This is a genomic window from Pseudomonas sp. NY15372 (assembly GCF_048068215.1).
GTDB classification, from domain to species: Bacteria; Pseudomonadota; Gammaproteobacteria; order Pseudomonadales; family Pseudomonadaceae; genus Aquipseudomonas; species Aquipseudomonas guariconensis_A.
This window is the reverse complement of the sequence record NZ_JBLUPY010000010.1, coordinates 56735-79418: the sequence shown is the minus strand read 5'-3', so window position 1 is coordinate 79418 and position 22684 is coordinate 56735. Positions and strand designations below refer to the sequence as shown.

The window sequence follows — 22684 nt, the reverse complement described above, 5'->3', positions numbered from 1 at the left end:
ATGCGATTGAATGCCCTCCTGCCCTTGGCCCTCGGCCTGCTCGCCGCCCCCGCATTGCAGGCCGAGGAGCTGCCCAAGGCGATCCAGCAACTGCAAGCCAAAGGTGCCGAGATCAAGGGCAGCTTCGATGCACCCAATGGCCTCAAAGGCTATGCCGCCGCCTACCAGAACAACGGTATCGCCCTGTACCTGACGCCCGATGGCAAGCACGTGCTGGTCGGCAGCCTGTTCGACGAACAGGGCAAGGACCTGAGCGCCGAACCGCTGGACAAACTGGTGTACACCCCGATGAGCAAGGCCATCTGGGCAAAGATGGAAAAGACCGCCTGGATCGCCGACGGCAAGGCCGACGCACCACGCACGGTGTACCTGTTCAGCGACCCCAACTGCCCGTACTGCAATATGTTCTGGCAGCAGGCGCGGCCTTGGGTCGAGTCGGGCAAGGTGCAGCTGCGCCACATCATGGTCGGCATCATCCGCGAAGACAGCCCTGGCAAGTCGGCGGCGCTGCTGGCCGCCAAGGACCCAGCCAAGGCGCTGCAGCAACATGAGAAGGCCGGCAAGGCCAGTACCCTCAAGCCGCTGCAGAACATCCCCGAGGCAGTGCGCAAGCAGCTGGAAGGCAACCTGGCGTTGATGGAGGAGATGGGCCTGGCAGCGACCCCGGCAATCTTCTACCAGGATGCGCAAGGCCGCCTGCAGAGCCAGCAAGGGGCACCGCGGCCGGAGATGCTGGGGCAGATCCTGGGCAAGCGCTGAGGCTCGCCAGGAGATGCCTTGGGGCCCGGGGTGCCTGTGATATCGAGCGCCGCACGGGCGGCGCTCGATGCAACAGTCACCGAAGTGCCTCTGTCTTACAGCGCCTCCAGCTCCGCCATCAGGTCACTGAGCCGGTCGACCTTGTCGTCATCCAGCGCGCGCCCCTCCAGCGCACGCACATAATCGGCCAATGCCTCCACCGTGCTGCACTCGAACATCGCCCGCAGCGGTACATTCAACTGCAACTGCTTCTGCACCCGCGAAGCGATCTGAGTGGCCAGCAATGAATGCCCGCCCAACTCGAAGAAGTTGTCGCGCACCCCGACCCGTTCGGCCTTGAGCACGTCGGCCCAGATCCCGGCCAGGGTTTGCTCCAGCGCGTCACGCGGCGCCAGGTAGGCCAGGCGGTGCTGGCTGCCGATGTCGATGGCCGGCAGGGCCTTGCGGTCGAGCTTGCCATTGGCGTTGTGCGGCAGGCTGTCGAGCCAGGCCCAGTGCAGCGGTACCATGTACTCCGGAAGTTCCGCGCGCAGGCGTTGCTTGAACTGCTCCAGCAGCGCAGCGTCAGCCGTGACATGCGGGTGCGCCACCAGGTAGCCCACCAGGTGCTTGCCGTTGGCCCCCTCTTGCACACCTACCGCCGCGTCGCGGACCTCGGCCTGCTCGTGCAGGCGCGCCTCGATCTCGCCCAGCTCGATCCGGTAGCCACGGATCTTCACCTGGTGGTCGATACGGCCCACGTATTCGAGCACGCCGTCGGCGCGGCGCCTGGCCAGGTCACCACTGCGGTACAGGCGCTCGCCCGGCTCGCCGTAGGGATGCGGCACGAACGCCAGCGCGGTGCGCACCGGGTCGCCCACATACCCGCGCCCAACACCGGTCCCGGCGACGCACAGCTCACCGACCGCCCCCACCGGCACCAGCCACTGGGCCTCATCGAGCAGGTACAGGCGGTTGTTGTCGGTCGGCATGCCGATCGGCAGGTAGCTGCCCTGGGTGGACGCCGCATCGACCCGGAAGAACGCCACATCATCCGAACATTCCGCCGGGCCGTAGGCGTTGACCAGACCGATACCCGGATAGCGCTGCAGCCATTGGGCAGCCAGCTCGGGGGGCATGGCTTCGCCGGTCGGCAGCATCCAGCGCAGGTTGCCCAGATTTCGCGGTTCGTCGGCCAGCATGCCCTGGATCAACGACGGCACGCTCTCCAGCACCGTGATACCAGTGGCCTGTACGTGTGCCAGCAACCCTTGCGGGTCATGGGCGATGCTGTTCGGCACGATCTCCACCCGAGCACCGAACAGCGGCGCGGCAAGGAACTGCCAGACCGAGATGTCAAAGCTCTGGGAGGCCGTCTGGGCGATCACGTCCTGCGCGTCGAGCTCAAGGTACGGCACCTTGCTCAACTGGTTGTTGAGCATGCCGCGCTGCTCGACCATCACGCCTTTGGGCAGGCCGGTGGAGCCGGAGGTGTAGATCACGTATGCCAAGTTGTCCGGCGCGCTGTGGATGCCCAGGTTGTGGCTGGCGACCTGGCTAGATTGCACCTGCTCCCAGACCAGCAACTGCGGGCGCACCGCACCGCCGATCTCGTCCAGCAACTGGCGCGCCTGCTCGGCACAGGCGGCCGAACACACCAGCACTGGCGTGCGGCTGAGCTCGATGATGCGTTGCAGGCGCGCCGAGGGCAGGCCTGGGTCCAGCGGCAAGTAGCCGGCGCCTGCCTTGAAGCTGCCGACGATCATGCCCAGCAGCGCCAGGCCCCGCTCCGCCAGCAACGCCACCGGCTGGTCGACGCCCACGCCGGCTGCCACCAAGGCATGGCCCAGGCGATTGGCGGCAAGGTTCAGCCCGGCATAGTCGTAGCTTGCGTCCAGGCAGCGGGCAACGGTGCGCTGCGGGTGCGCCGCGACGTGCGCCTCGAACAGCGCCACGTAGCTCTGCTCCAGCGGGTAGGCCTGCTCGGTGCGGTTGCAATCCTCCAGCAGGAAGCGCTGTTCGCGCTGGCCAAGCAGCGCCAGCTCGGCCACCTCGCCATCGAACCCGTCCACCAGCGCCAGCAGCAGGCGCTTGAAGTCGGCCAGCAGGCGCTCGACGGTCGGGAAGTCGAAGTAGCGTTGGTCAAACGACAGGTGCAGGCCCAGGTCGTCGCCGGGGTAGCACACTGCGGTCAACGGGAAGTTGGTGTGGGTGCGGCCTGAGTCGGAGCTGGCATTGAGGTGCTGGGCATGGTCCAGCACCGCGGTTTCCACCGGCGCGTTCTCGAACACGAACAGGCTGTCGAACAACGGCTGGCCCTTGGGCAGCTCGCTGCATTCCTGGATCGCCACCAACGGCAGGTATTCATGCTCGCGCAGCTCCATGTTGCGCGCCAGCAGGCCTTGCAGCCACTGGTGCACGCTCTGGCGCTGGCCCAGTTCGGGCAGTTGCACACGCAAGGCGACGCTGTTGATGAACAGCCCAACGGTGCGCTGCATCTGTGGCAGGCTCACCGGGCGCCCGGCCACGGTGACGCCGAAGACCACGTCGCGCTCGCCGCTGTAACTGGCCAAGACCAAGGCCCAGGCCGCCTGGACGAAGGTGTTGACGGTCAGTTGATGGGCCTGGGCCAGCTCGCGCAGCCGCACGCCGTCGGGCGCATCCAGGCGGGTATGGCAGTCGCCGACGACCATGCCATCACCGGCGTGGTCATGGCGCAGCGGCCGGTCGCTCGGGATGGCCGTGGCACGCTCGAAGCCGGCCAGGTTGCGCTGCCACCACTGACGCGCCTCGTTCAGGTCCTGGCGCTGCAGCCAGCCGATGTAGTCGCGGTAGCGTGGCGGCACCGGCAACTGCGCCTGGCGGCCTTCGCCAAGGGCCTGGTAGATCTCGAAGAAATCGTTCATCAGCAACGAGCGACACCAGGCATCGATGAGGATGTGGTGGTTGCTCATCATGAACCAGTAGCGCGCATCGGCCACCCGCACCAGGCGCAGGTGGAAGGGCGCCTCGCGCAGCAGGTCGAAGCCGGCTTCGCGCTCCTGCTTGTGCAAGGCCTGCAGGCGCGCCTCCTGCGCAGGCGTATCCAGGCCGCGCCAGTCCTGATAGTCGACCGGCGTGTGGCCTGCCTTGTGGATGATCTGCAGCATCGATTCGCCGGCATTCCAGCTGAACGACGCGCGCAGGGCCTCGTGACGTGCCACCACGGCCTGCCAGGCCTGGGCGAAGCGCTCGGGATCCAGGGCGCTGTCGATGCGGTAGCGGTCCTGCATGTAGTAGATCCCCGTGCCCGGCTCCAGCAAGGTGTGCAACAGCAAGCCTTCCTGCATCGGCGTCAGCGGGTAGACGTCTTCGATCCGGTTCGCCGGCACCGGCAAGGCGTCGATCTGGGCCTGGGTCAGGTGCGCCAGCGGGAAATCCGACGGCGTGAAGCTGCCGTTGCCATCGGCCAGGCAATGGGTGACCAGGGCCAGCAATTCCTCGCGATAGGCGTCGGCCAGCGCGGCGATGGTCGCTTCTCCGTAGCGTTCGGCGCTGTAGGTCCAGCGCAGTTGCAGCGCACCGCCATATACCTGGCCGTCGACGCTGAGCCAGTTGGGCAACGGTGCGTCCAGGTCGTGGGCCAGGCCTGCCGGGGCATCCAGTGGCTGGAACAGCGCCGCATCGTCGAACTGCTGGTCGAACTGGCCCAGGTAGTTGAAGGTGACCCGTGCCTGGGGCAAGGCAGCCATGGCCTCTCGCCCGGCATCGTCGGCCAGGTAACGCAGCACGCCATGACCGAGCCCCTTGTGCGGCACCTGGCGCAGCTGTTCCTTGATGGCTTTGATGGAACCGGCACGGGCCGGGTCGTCGTCGCCCGCCTGAGGCCTCAGGCACAGCGGGTAGGCATTGGTGAACCAGCCGACGCTGCGGGTCAGGTCCATGTCCTCGAACAGCCCATCGCGGCCATGGCCCTCCAGTTGCACCAAGACTTCGCTGTCACCGCTCCAGCGGCACAGGGTACGGGCCAGCGCGGTCAGCAGCAGGTCGTTGACCTGGGTGTGGTACGCCGAAGGTGCCTGTTGCAGCAGTTGGCGGGTCTGTGCCGCGTCCAGGCTGATGGCCAGGGTACGGGCATGGCGATGCAGGTTGCCACCCTGCGGGTGGTCGCATGGCCATTCGCGGTGGGCCGTGCCCAGCTGGTCTTGCCACCAGCCCAGCTCGTCGCGCAGCGAGTCGCTGCTGGCGTAGCTGGCCAGGCGTGCGGCCCAGTCGCCCATGGCATGGGTCTTGGCGGCCAGCGGCTGGCCCCGGTAGAGCGCTTGCAGGTCTTCGAGCAGCACACGCCAGGACACGCCATCCACCACCAGGTGGTGGATCGCCAGCAACAGGCGCTGGGCACCCTGCCCGTCGCTGACCAGCAAGGCACGCAGCAGCGGCCCCTCGGCCAGGTCAAGGCTGCGTTGCACATCGGTGTACAAGGCCTGGCAGTCATCCAGGTCAGCCACGGTGGCGAGCCACAGCAATTGTTGCGTGGCCGGCTGGGCATACTCGGCCTGCCAACGGCCATCGGCCTGGGTAAAGCGCAGGCGCAGGCTGTCGTGGTGTGCCAGCAATGCCCCCAGGGCGCGCTCCAGTGCCTCGGCCTGCAACGGTTGGCGGATGTCCAGCAGCAGCGCCTGGTTCCAATGCTGGGGCTGGGCGATTTCACTGTCGAAGAACCAGTGCTGGATCGGCGTCAAGGCACTGCGCCCCTGGCGTAGGCCCTGTTCGACCTGGCTCGTGTGCTCGCTGCGGCTGGCCACCGCGGCCAGAGTCTGGATGGTCTGATGCTGGAACAGGTCCCGCGGGGTGAAATGCAGGCCCAACTGGCGGGCGCGGCTGACCACCTGGATCGACAGGATCGAGTCGCCGCCCAGCTCGAAGAAGTTGTCGTGCACGCCTACCCGAGAGAGGTTGAGCACCTCGCCCCAGACCTGCGCCAGTTGCTGCTCCAGCGCGTTGGCCGGGGCCTGGTACTGTTGGCGCGCCTGGGCAAGATCCGGCATGGGCAAGGCTCGGCGGTCGAGCTTGCCGTTGCCCATCAGCGGCAGGCTGCCCAACAGTACCAGGTGTGCGGGCACCATGTAGTCCGGCAGGTGCTGCCGGGCATGGGCCTTGACCGCCTCGCGCAGGCTGGCCTGGGCATCCGGCTCGGCGTCGGCCTGTGGGCACACGAGATAGCCCACCAGTTGCTTGCCACCCGGCAGGTCCAGCGCCAGCACGACCGCCTCGGCGACATCGGCATGCTCCTGCAGGCGGCTCTCGATCTCGCCCAGCTCGATGCGAAAGCCACGAATCTTCACCTGCTGGTCGGCCCGCCCGATGTATTCCACCAGGCCATCGGCCCGCAGGCGCACCAGGTCGCCCGTGCGGTACAAGCGCCCGCCCCCATGGCTGAACGGGTCGGCGACGAAGCGCTCGGCCGACAGCCCCGGCCGGTCGTGGTAACCCTGGGCCAGCCCGACGCCGCCGACATACAGCTCACCGATACCACCCTGGGGCAGCAAGGCCAGGTCCTCATCGAGGACGTACGCGGTGCGCGCACCGATCACTCGGCCGATGGGTACGCTGCCGGCGTCTGCGGGCAACTGCTCGGGCGCCAGGCAAGCCAGCGGCATGACCACGGTTTCGGTCGGCCCGTAGGCATTGAAGAACTGCTGCGGCGCGAACGCCTGGCGAATACGCTGCAGGTGCTCACCGGTCAACGCCTCGCCGCCGGTGATCACCAGGCGCACCGGCAGGCGCTCGCCCTGCCCGGCCAGGTACTGGGCCAACTGGCTGCCATAGCTGGGGGTGAAACCCAGGATGCTCACCTGCTGCTCACGCACCAGCTGGCAGATCTCCTCGGCGCCCCACTGGCCCTGGCCACGCAGCACCACCCGGGCACCGCAGAGCAATGGCACCAGCAGGCGTTCGGTGGCGGCGTCGAAGTTGATCGAATAGAAGTGCAGCTCACAGTCGTCGCTGCGCATGCCGAACGCTGCGATCACCGCCTGGCAGTGCATGGCGATCTCGCCATGGCTGACCACCACACCCTTGGGTTTGCCGGTGGAGCCGGAGGTGTAGATCAGGTAGGCCTGGTGTTGCGGCAGGTTGCGATTGTCCAGCGGCGCATCGCTGTAGCTCGCCAGCGACGCGCGATCGTCCTCCAGGCACCATTGCCCCACACCGACCGGCAACGCTCCCAAGACGTCGAGCAGCGCACGCTGGCCGAGCAGCAGGCCGATGCGGCTGTCTTCGATCATGTAGCGCAGGCGGTCGAGCGGGTACTCAGGGTCCAGCGGCACATAGGCACCGCCGGCCTTGAGGATCGCCAACAGCCCCACGACCATTTCCAGCGAGCGCTCCAGGGCCAGCCCTACCCGCACCTGCGGGCCGACACCACGCTCGCGCAGGGCGCGGGCCAGGCGGTTGGCTTGCCGGTCCAGTTCGGCATAGCTCAGGTGCTCGCCGGCGAAGGTCAGCGCACGGGCCTGCGGGCTGCGCGCGGCCTGGGCTGCGAACAAGCCGTGAAGGGTATGGTCAGGCTCGAAATCCTGCTCGCCCTGGAGCTGGCTGATCAGCACCTGCTGCTCGGCGCTGCCCAGCATCGGCAGCTCGCACAGGCGCAGGCTCGGGTCGTCGAGCAGGCCGACCAATACCTGCTGCCAGTGCTCGGCCATGCGCGCGATACGCGGCTCGTCGAACAGGTCGCGGCTGTAGGTCAGGCAGCAGCCGAGGCGCCCATCCAGGTCGGTGACCTCCAGGTAGAGGTCGAACTTGGTGGCGCTGGCGTCGTTGACCAGGTAATCCACGGTCATGCCCGACAGCGTGCGGCTCTGCTGGAAGGCCCAGCGCTGCACGTTGCACATCACCTGGAACAGCGGGTTGTAGGCGCTGCTGCGCGGCGGCTGCAACGCCTCGACCAACTGGTCGAAAGGCAGGTCCTGGTGCGACTGGCCTTCGATCACCGTACGCCGCACCTGCTCCAGCAGTTCGGCGGCGGTCATCTGCCCGTCCAGTTCGCAGCGCAGCACTTGGGTGTTGAGGAAGGCGCCGATCAGGCCTTCGCTTTCCGGGCGGATACGGTTGGCCACCGGCGCGCCGATGCGCAGGTCGCGCTGGCCGCTATAGCGGTGCAGCACAGCGGCCAAGGTGGCCGTCATGGTCATGAACAGGGTCAGGCCGCGCGCACTGTTGAAGGCATGCACCCGTGCGACCAGCGCAGGGTCCAGGTCAAAGCGGTATAGCTCGCCGCGGTGGCTCTGCACGGCCGGGCGTGGTCGATCCGAGGGCAGCGCCAGCACCGGGTGTTCATCCCCCAGGCGGGTTTTCCAGTAGGCCAGCTGGCGTGCCCCTTCCCCGCTTTCCAGCCATTGGCGCTGCCATACGCTGTAATCCAGGTACTGTACCGGCAACGGCGCCAGCGGCGATTCACGCTCGTCGACGAACGCTTCGTACAACTCGCCCAGCTCGCGGGCGAAGATGTCCATGGCCCAGCCTTCGGTGACGATGTGGTGCAGGGTCAGCACGAAGTAGTGCTCGCGCTCGCCGGCCTTGACCAAGCAAGCACGCAGCAGCGGGCCGCGCTCCAGGTCGAATGGCTGGTGCGCCTGTTCGTCGGCCAACTGGCGCAGGCGCTGCTGGCGAACCTCGGCGGCCAGCGTCGAGAAGTCATGCCAGTGCACGCGCAGCGGGCTGTCCTCGGCCACGCACTGGCAAGGCACGCCATCGATACTGGGGAAGGTGGTGCGCAGGGTTTCATGGCGCACGATCAGCGCCTGCAAGGCACGCTCGAACGCATCCACATGCAGCACGCCGCGCAGGCGCGCCATGCCACCGACGTTGTAGGCCGGGCTGTCCGGCTCCATCTGCCAGAGGAACCACATGCGCTGCTGCGAGTACGACAGCGGCACCGCCTGGCGACGGTCGACCCGGGCAATCGCCCCTTGCCGGTTGTGCTCGCCGGCCGCCTGGATGCGCGCGATCTCGGCGCAGAACGCGCCCAGCTCGCTGGCCTCGAACAAGGCCTTGAGCGGCAGTTCGATATCCAGCGCCTGGCGTGTACGCGACACGATCTGGGTGGCCAGCAGCGAGTGGCCGCCCAGGGCGAAGAAGTCATCCTGCATGCCCACCTGCGGCAACTTCAGCACCTCGCGCCAGATCGCCGCCACCTGTTGTTGCAAGGCGCCCTGGGGCTCGACATGGGCACGCTGCTGCCAGACCGGCGCCGGCAACGCCTTGCGATCGATCTTGCCGCTCGGCCCAAGGGGCATCCGGGCCAGGTGCACCAGCTGCGCCGGCACCATATAGGCCGGCAGGCGCACCGCCAGCGCGGCGAGCAGCGCCTCGGACTGCTCGACACCGCTGTAGTAGCCCACCAGTTGCGCGCCGACCTCATCCTGGTGGATCACCACCAGCGCCTGGTCGACTCCAGGCTGGGCCAGCAGGCAGGCCTGGACCTCCTCAGGCTCGACACGAAAGCCACGCACCTTCACCTGCTGATCGAGGCGCCCGAGATACTCCAGGGCGCCGAGCTGCACCTGCCAGCGGGCACGGTCGCCACTGCGGTAGAGGCGCTCGCCGTCGCCGCCCAGCCGGGGCACGAAGCGCTCGGCGGTAAGCCCTGGGCGGCCCAGGTAGCCACGGGCCAGGCCCGCTCCGCCGAGGCACAGCTCGCCCGGCACACCAGGGGCCGTCAGTTCCAGCTCAGCGTCCAGCACCTGGCACAGCACATTGCCCAGCGGGCGACCGATGGGCGAACGCGCACCATCCTGCGCTCGGCAATGCCAGTGGGTGACGTTGATCGCGGTCTCGGTCGGGCCGTAGCGGTTGTGCAACTGCACCTGTGGCAGCACTTGCAGCACACGGTCGCGCAGGTTGGCCGAGAGCGCCTCGCCGCCGGAGAACAGCCGACGCAGGCCGGTGCAGCCAAGCGCCAACGGCTCCTGGATGAACACCTGCAACAGCGCCGGCACGAAGTGCAGCGTGGTCACGCCGTGGGCCTGCACCAGCTCGGCGATACGCTGGGGGTCGCGATGCTCGCCGGGGCCGGCCAACACCAGCTTGCACCCCTGGGCCAGCGGCCAGAAGCATTCCCATACCGACACGTCGAAACTGATCGGGGCCTTTTGCATCAATACGTCGCTGTCATCCAGGACGTAGGTGTCCTGCATCCATTGCAGGCGCTCGGCCAGGGCCGCGTGGGTATTGCCCACGCCCTTGGGTTGGCCGGTGGAGCCGGAGGTGTAGATCACATAGGCCAGGTTGTCGCCATCCAGGTGCAGGCCCGGGGCATGGCTCGGCCAGCTGTCCAGGTGCAACTGGTCCAGGGCGATGATGCTGACCCCGGCGACCTGCGGCAGGCGCTGCAGCCGGTCGCTGTGGCTGAGCAGCAGGCCGGCCTTGCTGTCGGCCAGCATGTAGGCCAGGCGCTCGGCCGGGTAATCGGTGTCCAGCGGTACGTAGGCCCCCCCGGCCTTGAGGATGGCCAGTAGGCCGACCAACAGCTGAGGCGAACGCTCCAGGGCGATGGCCACGCAGGTATCAGGGCCGACGCCCTTGTCGCGCAGGTAATGGGCCAGGCGGTTGGCCTGCTGGTGCAGCGTGGCATAGTCGAGGCTGCCACCTTCCCACGCCAGGGCGGTGCGGGTCGGGGTCAGGCGCGCCTGTTCGTTGAGCTGCTCCACCAACAGGCGGTGCGCCTTCGGTGCCGGTGCCTGCCCCCAGGTCAGCAACTGTGCGCGACTGGCCTCGTCGAGCAGGGAAATCTGGCCCAAGGCCAGCTGCGGGTTGGCGCAGACCTGCTCCAGCAAGGCCAACAATTGCCCGGCCAGGCGCTCGATGGTGCTGGCCTCGAACAGTTCGGCGGCATAGTCGAAGGCCAGGCTCAGGCGCCCCTGGTGGTCCTGCTCGCTGTGCAGTTGCAGGTCGAACTTGGCTTCGCGGCTGTGCCAGGGCAGCTCTTCGGCGAGCAGGCCTGGCAGGCGGCGCAGCGCCGAGAGGTCCCGCTGCTGGTGGTTGAACATGACCTGGAACAAGCCCTGCTCGCGGGCATCGGGCAATGCTTCGAGCAGTTGCTCGAACGGCAGGTCCTGGTTGGCCTGGGCCTGCAGCGTGGTATCGCGCACCTGAGCCAGCAACTGGTCGAACGGCAGGCGGCCATGGACCTCGGCGCGCAGGACCTGGGTATTGATGAAGAAGCCGACCATACCCTGGGTTTCCAGCCGCGGGCGGTTGGCGTTGGGCACACCGACACGAATATCGCCTTGGCCTGTGTAACGGTGCAGCAAACCTTGCCAGGCGGCCAGCAACACCATGAACAGGCTCGCTTGCTGCTCCCGCGCCAGGGTATCCAAGGCTGTCGTCAGGCTGGCCGGCACCTTGACGCTCAATCGCCCGGCCCGGGGCGCGCGCTGGGCGGAACGCGGGTAGTCGGGGCACAGGTCCAAAACCTTCGGCTCGTCGCCCAGTTGCGCCTTCCAATAGGCCAACTGCCGGGCCGCTTCACCGCCTGCCAGCCATTGACGTTGCCAGTGGCCGTAGTCGGCCTGGCCCAGGGGCAATGCGGCCAGGTCGGCCTGCACGCCTTGGCAATGGGCGGCATACAGCCTGGCGAACTCGTCGAGCAGGATGTTCAGCGACCAGCCATCGGCCACGATATGGTGCAGCGTCACCCACAACTGGTGGTCGTCGTCGCCCAGGCGCACCAGGGTAACCCGCAACAGCGGCCCCTGGGTGAGGTCGAAGGGTTGGCGCGCCTCGGCTTCACGACGTGCCGCCACCTGTTCGGCATCAAGCCCCTGCAGGTCGGCGCGCTGCAAGTCGAAGGCAGCCTCGGACACGACCTGTTGCAGGCCCTGGCCATCCACTTCGCTGAAACGCGTGCGCAATGATTCGTGCCGCGCCACCAGCGCCTGGAAACTGGCCTGCAATGCCGCCTCGTCCAGTTCGCCGCGCAGGTGCAAGCCGGCGGGGATGTTGTAGGCGGCCGATTGCGGTTCAAGCTGCCAGAGCAGCCACAGACGGTTCTGCGCGAGGGTTTGCGGATGGGCCTGGGCACGGTCCAGCGCGGCGATGGCTTGCCTGCCTGGGCCGCCCTCGGCCAGGGCGGCAGCCACCGCAGCGCTGTAGGCGGCAAGCGTCGGCGCCTCGAACAGGGTGCGCACGCCCAGGTCGATGCCCAGCTCGTCGGCCAGGCGCGCCGTCACCTGGGTGGCGGCGATGGAGTTGCCGCCCAGCAGCAGGAAGTGGTCGTCCGGTGCGACCGACTCGACATCGAGCCGCTCACGCCAGATCGCGGCGATGCGCCCTTGCAGGTCGTCAACGGTCGCAGCCGCTTCGGCCTGCGCCTCGGTGTCGGGGAAGCGCGCATAGCAGTCCAGGCTGCCGTCGGCCATGCGCAGACGGCAGGCCGAGCGCTGCAGCTTGCCGCTGGAGGTCTTGGGCAATGCGCCGGGGTTGAGCAACAACACCACCGCCGGGGCCTGGCGGCAGGCATCGGCAACCACCTGACGCAGGGTACGGATCAGGTCCTGGGGTTTGATCGCTTTCTGCACGTTGCGGCTGACCTCCACCGCCACGCCGATGCCCTCCTCGCCCTGGTCGTCGACCGCGAACACCGCCACGCGCCCTTTGCGCAAACCTTCGACTTCGCGCTCCAGGGTCTTTTCCACATCCTGCGGGTAGAGGTTCTGCCCGCGCACGATCAGCATGTCCTTCAGGCGCCCAGTGACGAACACTTCGCCTGCGCGCAGGAAGCCCAGGTCGCCGGTGCGCAGCCAGGTCTGGCCGTCCTGCTCGACGAAAGTCCGGGCGCTGGCCTGCGGGTTGCGCCAGTAGCCCAGGGCGATGCTCGGGCCGGCGGCCCACAGTTCCCCGACCTGATTGTCGCCCAGGGCCTGCAGGCCTTGCGGGTCGACGATACGCACGGCATGCCCGGGCTGTGGGTAGCCACAGCTCATCAGCACACTACCCTTTCCCGGCTCGGCGCGGTTGGCGGCGAAGGCCTCGGCATCCAGCTCCAGGGCGGCGATACCCTGGCCACGCCGGCTGCCACTGACGAACAGGGTCGCCTCAGCCAGGCCGTAGCTGGCGAAGAAGCTGGCCGGGTCGAAACCGCAGGGGCGGAACTTGTCGGCGAAGGTGTCCAGGCTGTCCTGGCGGATCGGCTCGGAACCCGAATACGCCACGCGCCAGCGGCTCAGGTCGAGGCCGGCCAGGGCCGCCTCGCTGACCCGCTCGCTGCACAGGCGGTAGGCGAAGTCAGGGCCGCCGCTGATGGTACCGCCGTATTCGCTGATCGCCTGCAGCCAGCGCAACGGCCGGGCGAGGAAATACCCCGGCGACATCAACACGCAGGGCACGCCGCTGAAGATCGGTTGCAGCAGGCCGCCGATCAGGCCCATGTCGTGGTACAGCGGCAACCAGCTGACGATGACATCATCCGGGTTCAGGTCGATCCCGAACCCGTGGCGGATCAGTTGCTCGTTGGCCACCAGGTTGCCGTGGCTGACCTGCACGCCCTTGGGCTGCGCGGTAGAACCGGAGGTGTATTGCAGGAACGCGATGTCCTCGGCGGTCAATGCCGGCTCGCGCCATTGGCCGGCCAAGGCAGGGTCCAATTCATCCACCGCCAGCAGGCCTGGCGCAGCGTCGCCGGCCAGGCCTTGCAGGCTGCTGCGCAGCGCCTGCACCGTCAGCAGCAGGCGCGGCTCGGCATCGTCGATGATCGACAGCAAGCGCTCCTGGTGATGCTGACGCGCCGACTCCGGTGGGTAGGCCGGCACGGCGATGACACCCGCATACAGGCAGCCGAAGAACGCCGCGACGTAGTCCGGGCCGCTGGGGAACAGCAGCACCGCCCGATCGCCAAGGCCGGCCCGTGCCTGCAGGGCGGCGGCGATGACGCGTGCGCGCAGGTCCAGGTCCCGATAGGTGAGCACGGCCTGCTCGTCGGGATTGTCGGCCAGAAAGCGCAAGGCGATCCGGTCCGGGGTCTGCGCGGCGCGTTGCGCCAGGGCCTGGACCAGCGAGAGCGGGAGTTCGAAGGCGTCCGTCATGGGGAGTTCCTGCCAGTGTCTGGGTGGGTCGCGCCGGGGCGGTGCCACGCCGGTCGGCGGGCAGCGTTCGGCAGCTGGATGTACACAGGGGAACGGATGGGCCAGGGAAATAATTAGACGGGCGCGCGGCACCGAGGCAGCGGTGGACGCGATGTGCAAAAGCGCAAAGTGAACCGGCTCACGCTCCGGGGCTTAGACGATTTGCCTTCAGCTATTAATTCTATTTCGCATTTGACAATCATTATCACTGAGCATAGCTTGTCGCACGTCGTAGGAAGCGTCCCACTCAGGTGTGCTCCCTCCTCTCTTCGAGACAAGGTGATTTCCATGGCGGAACAACTATCCACAAGTAAGTGCGATTCACCCCTACTCCAGGCATTCGTCGACAACCGCAGCATCCTGGTCAAGATCGCCGCACGCATCACCGGCTGCCGCTCGCGGGCCGAAGACGTGGTGCAGGACGCCTTCTTCCGGCTCAGCGCGGCGCCACACATCACATCCTCGTTCAAGGCCCAGCTCAGTTACCTGTTCCAGATCGTGCGCAACCTGGCGATCGACCACTATCGCAAGCAAGCCATGGAGCTCAAGTACTCGGGCAGTGAGGAGGAAGGCCTCAATGTCGTCCTGCAGAACGCCTCGCCCGAAGCCACCCATATCAACCTTGCCACCCTCGAACACATTGCCGAGGCCCTGGGCGAGTTACCCCAGCGCACCCGCTATGCCTTCGAGATGTATCGCCTGCACGGGGTGCCACAGAAGGACATCGCCAAGGAGCTGGGCGTATCGCCGACACTGGTGAACTTCATGATTCGCGATGCATTGATCCATTGCCGCAAGCACAGCCGTCAGGGCTGAGGTCCCTCGCCCCCATCGCCGGCAAGCCGGCTCCCACAGAGCCCGAAAAATCAAATGGCGCGCTGTCCCCACAAAGCACTAGTGGCAAGCGCTGACCTCTGTGGGAACGGCGGTGGAGCGGCCGAACCCGCTCAAACCAGCCTGCAGCGATCGAAGAACCGCTCCCGCCCCAGGATCATCAATGCCGCCCGCTTGTGCGGAAAATCGAACTCCTTCTCGCAATGGAAGCACTGGTCGTGCAGGTAGCCGATCATCCTGCCGTTGTCGGCGCGTGGCTCGGCGACCACCCGCTGGGTGCGTGGGTCGTCCAGGAACAGGTAGTGCACCAGCGCCGATAACCAGCTGGCCACCTTGTGCGGGCCGCGATGCGCCTGCTCGCCCACCAGCATGTGGACGCCGCGGTCGTAGTCGCCAGCCGGGTAGAACGGGGCGATCCGGTCTTCCTTGGCCCAGTAGGCCTCGAAATAGGCGAACGGCTCGTCATCGAAGCAACCGACCAGGGTCAGCGTGTGCGGATCGGCCTCGAGTTTCGCCAGGTATTCGCGGTGCTGCTCGAGGCTGCCGGCCTCCTGCCAGAACTGCGCGACACGCGGATCGTTCTGCCAACGGTTGAAACGCGCCAGGTCCCGGTCGATCTCCAACGTGCGCAGCGACACCCAGGCACCCAGCCGCGCATCGAAACGCCGGTACACCTCACCGCGCGGCTTGGGCGGGCGCCTGGGGTGGCGCTTGCCGTCGCTGATCATCATCTGCTGGGGGTAGCTACCGGCAGCCGCATCGCCAAGCCACGGCTGGGGCAGTTGCCAGAACAGCCCACGCTCGCACAGGTACACGCCCGGACGCTCGCCAGCCACCAGCAGCCCGCTGGCCAGCGCCTGGGGCAGCGCCTGGTGCATGTGCCAGGCCAGGCGCTGGCAGGCCGGGTCACGCGACAGCAGCCAATAGCATGCCGCCCACAAGGCTTGTTCGGGGCGCTCCGGGCACAGACGCTCCAGGTGCACCTCAAGGACAGCGCCAGGGGCCAGGCGCACCTGGATCAGCGGGCGGCCCTCGAGTGTCAGGCTCAAGTGGGTAGCCCCTTCATCGGCACTGAGGCTGCGCCAGCGGGGCAAGGAAAGAGGCAGCGAAGCGGCATCGAACGGCATGGTCACGGCTCACGAAAAGGAATGAAGGGTTCAATCCGGTAGACGTGACCTACACCAGGGAATTTAGTCGGCCGACGGCCTCACCACCTTGACCCGGTAAGGCTGGAAGATCCGCAGCATCTCGCCGTTGTCATGCAGGCGCCGTATCAGCGAGGCAAACGCCTTGGCGTCGATGGGCGACTCGGGGCGCAGGATGGCGTAGTGGCGATAACGCTGGTCGATGCGTTCGGAGGCCAGGAACTGCTTGGCGATGTCAGGGCGGCGGGCGCAGAAATCGATGAAATAGGAACGCGTGACCAAGGCGATATCGACACGCCCGCGCTCGACCATCAACAGGTTGCTGTCGTGTGAATAGGTCAGGATCGCGTCGTAGGTCTCGCCCAGGTAGTACGGGTCGGAATTGAAGTTGGCGAATGCGTAGTGATAGCCGTTGAACAGGGCCAGGCGTTTGCCCTGCAGGTTCTCGAAGTACTCCTGGCCGCGCCCGGGCTGCTGGCGGGCGACGAAGATCTCGGCGTCTTCCAGGCCTAGGTCCACGCTCTGGTGGGGAAAGCGGTCCCAGCCCCACTCGGGGTTTTCGAACATGGCGATGTCAGTACGCCCCTGCTGGAAATCGCCGAAGCGCCGCGGCACGGAGGTAGGCACGAGCACGAAATGGTACTGCTGTTGCAGTTGGTTGAGCGCCTTGAGCACCTGCGGCAGCAAGCCGCTTTCGGCGCCTTGTTCGGGCCGCACGGTATAGGGAGGAAAATGCGCGCCGCCAACCCTCACCTCCACTACCGGGCCAGCCTGCGCGAGCAAGGCCTGCGACAACGCAGCGAAGACCAACAAACGAGACAGGGCCTTGAGGCCGGGTACGCGAATCAAGAGAGGGCACTCGTCACGGTTCGAACGGGATCCAACTAACCTAGGCGTTTTCCCGCCAAGGCACAACAGCTTATGCCAAAGTGCCAGGGGATGCCCTCGGCGCAGACATTGGCTACGCTCTAGCGACCACGCAGTTGCTGCGTCTTGAAGGGAGCCCTGGTATGGGCCATTGGCTGGTGATTGACCTGGAAGCCACCACCGACGATGGGGGCTGGCCGGTCACGGAGATGGAAATCATTGAAATCGGTGCAAGCCTGGTGACCCGCGAAGGCCGCGAGGTCGATCACTTCCAACGTTTCGTGCGCCCCCGGCGGCGGCCGCAACTGACGCCCTTCTGCCGCACCCTGACGCACATCAGCCAGGCCAGCGTCGACAGCGCGGCGACCTTCCCCGACGTCTGGGCGCAATTCGAACGTTGGCTGGGCCATCACAGTGAACGCCTGCAGGCCTGGGTCAGCTGGGGCGACTACGACCGCCAGCAGCTGAGCCAGGAATGGCAACAGCATCAGGTCACGAGCCTGTTGCAGACCCTGCCCCATATCAACCTCAAGCAACGCTTCGCCAAGGCTCGCCACCTGCAACGCCCCCTGGGGCTCAACAGTGCCCTGCAACTGGCCGGGATGCAGTTCACCGGCCAGCAGCACCGCGCCCTGGAGGACGCCCGCAACACCGCCCGGCTATTGCCCTTGAGCCTGCCGGCCACCGGCACCTGAATTCAGATGACGGCGTGTGGGGGCTTGGGCATACTGGCCAGCCCTTTTTCATCCTTCTTTCAGGAGTCGCTCCATGTTCAAGGTCAATGAATACTTCGATGGCACCGTCAAGTCGATCGGCTTCACAGGCGAGGAAGGCCCGGCGACCGTAGGCGTCATGGCGCCCGGCGAGTACGAGTTCGGCACCGCCAAGCGCGAGATCATGCATGTGGTGTCCGGTGCGCTGACCGTCAAGCTGCCAGGCAGCGACAACTGGGAAGTGTTCAAGGCAGGCAGCCAGTTCAACGTGCCGGCCGACAGCAAGTTCCAGCTGAAAGTGGCAGTCGATACGGCCTATCTGTGCGAGTACCGCGACTGATCGAATCGGCGGCGAGTGCAGGTCCTGGGGCCGCTACGCGCCCCAGGTTCCAACAGTCAGTTCGCGGCAGGCTCGCTCAATGCCTGCCACATCGAGGGCGCACCCGCCGACTTGGCGATCGCCGCCAAGCGCTCGGCATGGGCCTCGAGCTCTTCGGCGCTGGCCATGATCACCCGCCCCGGCTGGCGCCCGACGATCCGCCGGATCTCGCTGCCGGTGCCACCCTCGCCGCCTTCCTCGCCCTCGACCCCATGGGCCGCGAGTGACAGGCTGGTCTGGCCACCGGTCATCGCCAGGTAGACATCGGCTAGCAGTTCCGAGTCGAGCAGTGCGCCGTGCAGTTCACGGCCGGAGTTGTCGATGCCGTAGCGTTTGCACAACGCGTCGAGGCTGTTGCGCTGGCCCGGATGGCGGGCCCGCGCCAGCATCAGGGTATCGATGATGGTGCAATGCTGGGAAATGTCGGCACGGTCGTGCTGGCCCAGCAGGGCGAATTCGTTGTTGATGAAGCCGACGTCGAACGCCGCGTTGTGGATGACCAGGTGCGCACCCTGGATGTACTCGAAGAACTCTTCGGCGACATCGGCGAAACGCGGCTTGCCGACCAGGAAGGCATCGGTGATGCCGTGCACCCCGATCGCGCCTTCGTCGCTCTCGCGGTCCGGTTGCAGGTAGACGTGGAAGTTGCGCCCAGTCAGGCGCCGGCCGATGACCTCGACGCAGCCGATCTCGATGATCCGATGGCCTTCGCTGACCGGCATGCCGGTGGTTTCGGTATCGAGGACGACGTACCGGTTGACTTGCTGCTCCACGCGGATAGCTCCAACTTGCATCACATGACTAAGCCGGGGATTGTAACCCAAACGACAGGCGTCAAGCTCCATCCATGCGCATTAGCTTCACCGCATCGCCGGCAAGCCGGCTCCCATAGGTACGGCGATGCTTGCGAGACCAGCGCCAGGCAGGTGGGAGATTACCCAGCCCTTCGGGCTGCGCTGTCGCGCAGAGAACAAGCGGCTAGCGCCGCCCCCCTGTGGGAGCGGCGGTGCGGCGGTCCGACTTGTCCCGCGATCAAGGGCGAAGCCCTTGCCAGGCGACGGTGATATCCGGCCCGGCCCAATCGCGGGACAAGCCCGCTCCCACAAGGCCCGCAAAATCAAATAGTTATGCGTTGTTCTATGAGAGCCGGCTTGCCGGCGATGCGGTGGGTAGCGGCCCTGTGCCAGGGTTCAACGCTTGGCGCGGACCTCATCGACCCCGCGGTTGGCCAATTGGTCGGCGCGCTCGTTGCCGGGGTGGCCGATGTGCCCGCGCACCCACTTCCAGGTCACCTTGTGGCGGTTGACCTGTTCGTCGAGCTGTTGCCAGAGGTCGGCGTTCTTGACCGGTTCCTTGGCGGCGGTTTTCCAGCCGCGCTTCTTCCAGTTGGCCATCCACTCGTTGATGCCCTTCATCACATACTGCGAATCGGTGGTCAGCACCACCTCGCATTCGCGCTTGAGGGCCATCAAGCCCTGGATCGCCGCCATGAGCTCCATGCGGTTATTGGTGGTCTCGCGCTCGCCGCCCCACAGCTCCTTCTCGACGCCCTTGTAAATCATCAGCACACCCCAGCCACCCGGGCCCGGGTTGCCCTTGCAGGCACCATCGGTGTAGATCTCGACGCTATCGCTCATGTACTCGCTCTGTATTATCGACGCCAGGCCCTTCAAGGCTCGCTATGGCGGCGGTTGACCTTGGCCAGCGGCAACGGCAGCAGCTTGCCCATCGGCTCGCGCCGCTCCTGGCGCAGCGGCCGCAGGCCCACCACCATCTTGCGCGCCACCACCAGGTAGACGCCGCCTCCGGCGCCCTGCCAACCTCCGGCCATGCGCTCCCACCCGGCCAGGCGTTGTTGCCAGACCGGCGAGGCAAGCGGCGGACGATAGCACCCGAAGCGGCGTTTCTCCAGCGCGAAGCCCAGCAGGTTGAGCCAGTCGCCAAGCCGCGAAGGCGAGATGCAGCGCGCCTTGCGCAAGGCGCCGCGGCTGAACCAATGGCGCATGCCCCAACTGCTCCACGGGTTGATCCCGACGATCAGCAGGTGGCCACCGGGGCGCACCGCGCTGGCCGCCTCGCGCAGCAGCCCATGGGGCGACAGGCTGAAGTCCAGGCCATGTTGCAGCACCACCACGTCGGCGGCGTGCTCGGAAAGCGGCCAGGCCTGCTCCTCACAGACGATCTCGACCCCCGGCAACGGCGCGCCGAGGCGGACGTTGCGCTGTACCTGCGGCGCGTTGGGCGGCGGTTCGGCACACGGGCCGTAGTGCACCAGGAAGCCGCCGAAGAAGCGGCCAAGCTCGTCCTCGAGGAGTTGTTCCTCCTCGCGCAGCATCATTTGCCCCAGCGGCCCATCGAACCAGTCACGGGCCAGGCGGGTCAGCTCGATCCAGTCAGGATCGGCTTGGGCAAAGGCTTTGTCGGTCATTGCGTTCTCCCTCGAAGGTTCTCCCCCTGCGCCATCGCAGTTAAGATGCCTTCATGTTCACGCCAGGCGATTCGGTTACGCACATGATACAGATCGATGCTCTTCCCGCTTTCTCCGACAATTACATCTGGCTGTTACAGGATACTGCCAAACGTCGCTGCGCGGTGGTCGACCCGGGTGACGCCGGCCCTGTGCTGAAATGGCTCGAGGCCCACCCGGGCTGGGTGTTGGAAGACATCCTGGTGACGCACCACCATCACGACCACGTCGGCGGCGTGCAGGCCCTGAAGCAGGCCACCGGCGCACGGGTGTGCGGCCCGGCCCGCGAGCGTATCCCGGCCTGCGACCTGGCGCTGGACGATGGCGACCAGGTCCAGGTGCTGGGCATGGATTTACAGGTCATCGCCGTGCCTGGCCACACCCTGGGGCACATCGCCTACTACGGCGCGCCACTGCTGTTCTGTGGCGACACGCTGTTCGCCGGCGGTTGCGGCCGTCTGTTCGAAGGCACACCGGAACAGATGCACCACTCCCTGTCGCGCCTGGCCGCACTGCCGGCCGAAACACAGGTGTATTGCACCCATGAATACACCCTGAGCAACCTGCGTTTCGCCAAGGCAGTGGAACCTTCGAACCGCGAGCTGGGTCAACGGTTCGACGACGTTACCCGCTTGCGCGCCAACGATCGCATCACATTGCCATCAACCATCGCCCTGGAACGGGCCACCAACCCCTTTCTTCGCACGGCTGAAACATCCGTTAAACAAAAAGCAGACGAATGGAAGGGGCATTCCAATCCAAGCCAAGCCGCTGTTTTTGCTGCCTTGAGGTCTTGGAAGGACACCTTCTGATAACCCCACGATATATCGCAAGGTGTGGTCAAAGGTTGACCACGCGGGGGCCGGTTTCTAGAATCGCCGAAATTTTTCGCCCGGAAACCTGTCCCAGCCGATGTCTTCCCGTAGCCGCAGAACCTCTCAATCCGTCGCCCTGACGCGTCTGGCCCAAATCAGTGCGCTGGCCCTGGCCGCCACTCTGGTGGGCTGCCAGAGCACCCGTCAGCACGACGAATCCGACAGCGTTCGCGCAAGCTACCAGGCGCGCGTCAAGCACAAGCCTGCCCCCCTGCTGGTGAAGCCGGTCGAGCAGGCGCCGCAGGATGTCTGGGAGCGCATGCGCCAGGGCTTCGCCCTTCAGGACGATATCGGCGTCAACCCGCGCATCGAACAGCAGCGCCTGTGGTTCGCCAGCAACCCCACGTTCCTGGAGAGCGCGGGCGAACGCGGCAGCCTCTACCTGCACTATATTGTCGAGCGCCTCGAAGAACGCGACATGCCGCTGGAGCTGGCCCTGCTGCCGGCGATCGAGAGCGCCTACAACCCGATGGCCTACTCGCGCGCCCATGCGGTCGGCCTGTGGCAGTTCATCCCGTCCACCGGCCGCCACTTCAAGCTGCGCCAGACCAACTTCTACGACGGGCGTCGCGACATCACCGCATCGACCAATGCCGCGCTGGATTACCTGAGCCGCCTGCATGACATGTTCAACGGCGACTGGCTGTTGGCCCTGGCGGCCTACAATGCCGGTGAAGGCACGGTCAGCCGGGCCATCGAGCGCAACGAGCGCCTGGGCCTGCCGACCGACTACTGGAACCTGCCCCTGCCCCAGGAGACCCGCGACTACGTGCCCAAGCTGCTGGCCCTGTCGCAGGTGGTGCTGACTCCCGATGCCTATGGCGTGAACCTCAACCCGATCGCCAACGAGCCCTACTTCGAAGCTGTCGCCATCAACGAACGCCTGGACCTGTCCCGGGTCGCCGCGTTCGCCGATATCGACGAAGACGAGCTGATCCAGCTTAACCCAGCCTTCAAGAAACGCATGACCGTAGACGGCCCCAAGCAACTGCTGGTGCCTACCGCCAAGGCCCAGTTGCTGTCCGACAGCCTGTCCAACCTCAAACCCGAGGAGCTGGTCAGCCTGCAACCGAACAAGGCCGTGTTCCAGGCCGCCCTGGCCGAAGCCAAGGCGCCGGTGAAGGCGCGCAGTTATCGGGTCAAGCGTGGCGACAACCTGAGCAGCATCGCCAAGGCCCACCGCGTCTCGGTACGTGACCTGCAGCGCTGGAACCGCCTCTCCGGCAACCGCGTCAAGGCCGGCCAGGTACTCGCCCTGCGTGGCGGCAGTTCGAGCGGCGCCGCGAACCGTGTCGCATCGTCCAAGCAGCGCTCTACCCAATACAAGGTACGCAAGGGCGACTCGCTCTATGCGGTGGCCAAGCGCTTCAATGTGGAGATGAAGCACCTCAAGCGCTGGAACCCACGCAGCGGGCATGCCCTCAAGCCTGGGCAAACGTTGACCGTCTACCTGTCGCACTGATCCGGGCGCCCCGGGCTGCGCTGTCGCACAAAGAACAAGCGGCTAGCGCCGCCTGTGGGAGCGGGCTTGTCCCGCGATCAAGGGCGAAGCCCTTGCCACGCGAC

12 protein-coding genes are annotated in these 22684 nt (G+C 66.5%); 6 read left to right on the top strand and 6 right to left on the bottom strand.

What is annotated here, in order from left to right; translation table 11 throughout:
• The gene (gene dsbG, locus ACNFG0_RS10535) at positions 1–759 is read left to right on the top strand and encodes a thiol:disulfide interchange protein DsbG (protein ID WP_196145721.1); all 759 of its coding nucleotides are present in this window, start codon (positions 1–3) and stop codon (positions 757–759) included.
• A gap of 95 nt (positions 760–854) precedes the next feature.
• Here dsbG and ACNFG0_RS10530 read toward each other — a convergent pair whose 3' ends face one another.
• The gene (locus ACNFG0_RS10530) at positions 855–13799 is read right to left on the bottom strand and encodes a non-ribosomal peptide synthetase (RefSeq protein ID WP_416764753.1); all 12945 of its coding nucleotides are present in this window, start codon (positions 13797–13799) and stop codon (positions 855–857) included.
• Positions 13800–14126: 327 nt separating this feature from the next.
• Between ACNFG0_RS10530 and ACNFG0_RS10525 the strand changes: the two genes are divergently transcribed.
• Positions 14127–14654, top strand: coding sequence for an RNA polymerase factor sigma-70 (locus ACNFG0_RS10525; RefSeq protein ID WP_196145723.1), 528 nt, complete (start codon positions 14127–14129; stop codon positions 14652–14654).
• A 131-nt stretch (positions 14655–14785) separates the two neighbouring features.
• On the opposite strand, the gene ACNFG0_RS10520 is transcribed toward ACNFG0_RS10525, so the two are convergent.
• Both ACNFG0_RS10520 and ACNFG0_RS10515 read right to left on the bottom strand, forming a co-directional pair.
• Positions 14786–15799, bottom strand: coding sequence for a GNAT family N-acetyltransferase (locus ACNFG0_RS10520; protein ID WP_416764752.1), 1014 nt, complete (start codon positions 15797–15799; stop codon positions 14786–14788).
• 63 nt (positions 15800–15862) lie between these two features.
• The gene (locus ACNFG0_RS10515; protein ID WP_196155087.1) at positions 15863–16666 is read right to left on the bottom strand and encodes a substrate-binding periplasmic protein; all 804 of its coding nucleotides are present in this window, start codon (positions 16664–16666) and stop codon (positions 15863–15865) included.
• 161 nt (positions 16667–16827) lie between these two features.
• Between ACNFG0_RS10515 and ACNFG0_RS10510 the strand changes: the two genes are divergently transcribed.
• Together ACNFG0_RS10510 and ACNFG0_RS10505 are read left to right on the top strand one after the other, a co-directional pair.
• Positions 16828–17379 (top strand): exonuclease domain-containing protein, encoded by a 552-nt coding sequence (locus tag ACNFG0_RS10510; RefSeq protein ID WP_196155086.1) that lies wholly within the window; start codon positions 16828–16830, stop codon positions 17377–17379.
• A gap of 73 nt (positions 17380–17452) precedes the next feature.
• The gene (locus ACNFG0_RS10505; protein WP_416764750.1) at positions 17453–17737 is read left to right on the top strand and encodes a pyrimidine/purine nucleoside phosphorylase; all 285 of its coding nucleotides are present in this window, start codon (positions 17453–17455) and stop codon (positions 17735–17737) included.
• Between the two features lie 56 nt (positions 17738–17793).
• On the opposite strand, the gene dnaQ is transcribed toward ACNFG0_RS10505, so the two are convergent.
• From dnaQ to ACNFG0_RS10490, 3 genes are all read right to left on the bottom strand, one after another.
• Positions 17794–18549 (bottom strand): DNA polymerase III subunit epsilon, encoded by a 756-nt coding sequence (gene dnaQ / locus ACNFG0_RS10500; protein ID WP_416764748.1) that lies wholly within the window; start codon positions 18547–18549, stop codon positions 17794–17796.
• A 417-nt stretch (positions 18550–18966) separates the two neighbouring features.
• On the bottom strand, positions 18967–19413 hold the full coding sequence (gene rnhA / locus ACNFG0_RS10495) for a ribonuclease HI (protein WP_196145729.1): 447 nt from the start codon (positions 19411–19413) through the stop codon (positions 18967–18969).
• A 32-nt stretch (positions 19414–19445) separates the two neighbouring features.
• Positions 19446–20204: a class I SAM-dependent methyltransferase gene (locus tag ACNFG0_RS10490; protein ID WP_196145730.1), complete on the bottom strand. Its 759-nt coding sequence runs from the start codon at positions 20202–20204 to the stop codon at positions 19446–19448.
• An 83-nt stretch (positions 20205–20287) separates the two neighbouring features.
• On the opposite strand from ACNFG0_RS10490, the gene gloB reads away from it, so the two are divergent.
• Entirely contained in the window at positions 20288–21055 is a 768-nt protein-coding gene (gloB, locus tag ACNFG0_RS10485) for a hydroxyacylglutathione hydrolase (protein WP_416764745.1), read from the top strand.
• Positions 21056–21155: 100 nt separating this feature from the next.
• Positions 21156–22580, top strand: coding sequence for a lytic transglycosylase domain-containing protein (locus tag ACNFG0_RS10480; RefSeq protein WP_196145732.1), 1425 nt, complete (start codon positions 21156–21158; stop codon positions 22578–22580).
• The last annotated feature ends 104 nt before the right edge of the window (positions 22581–22684 follow it).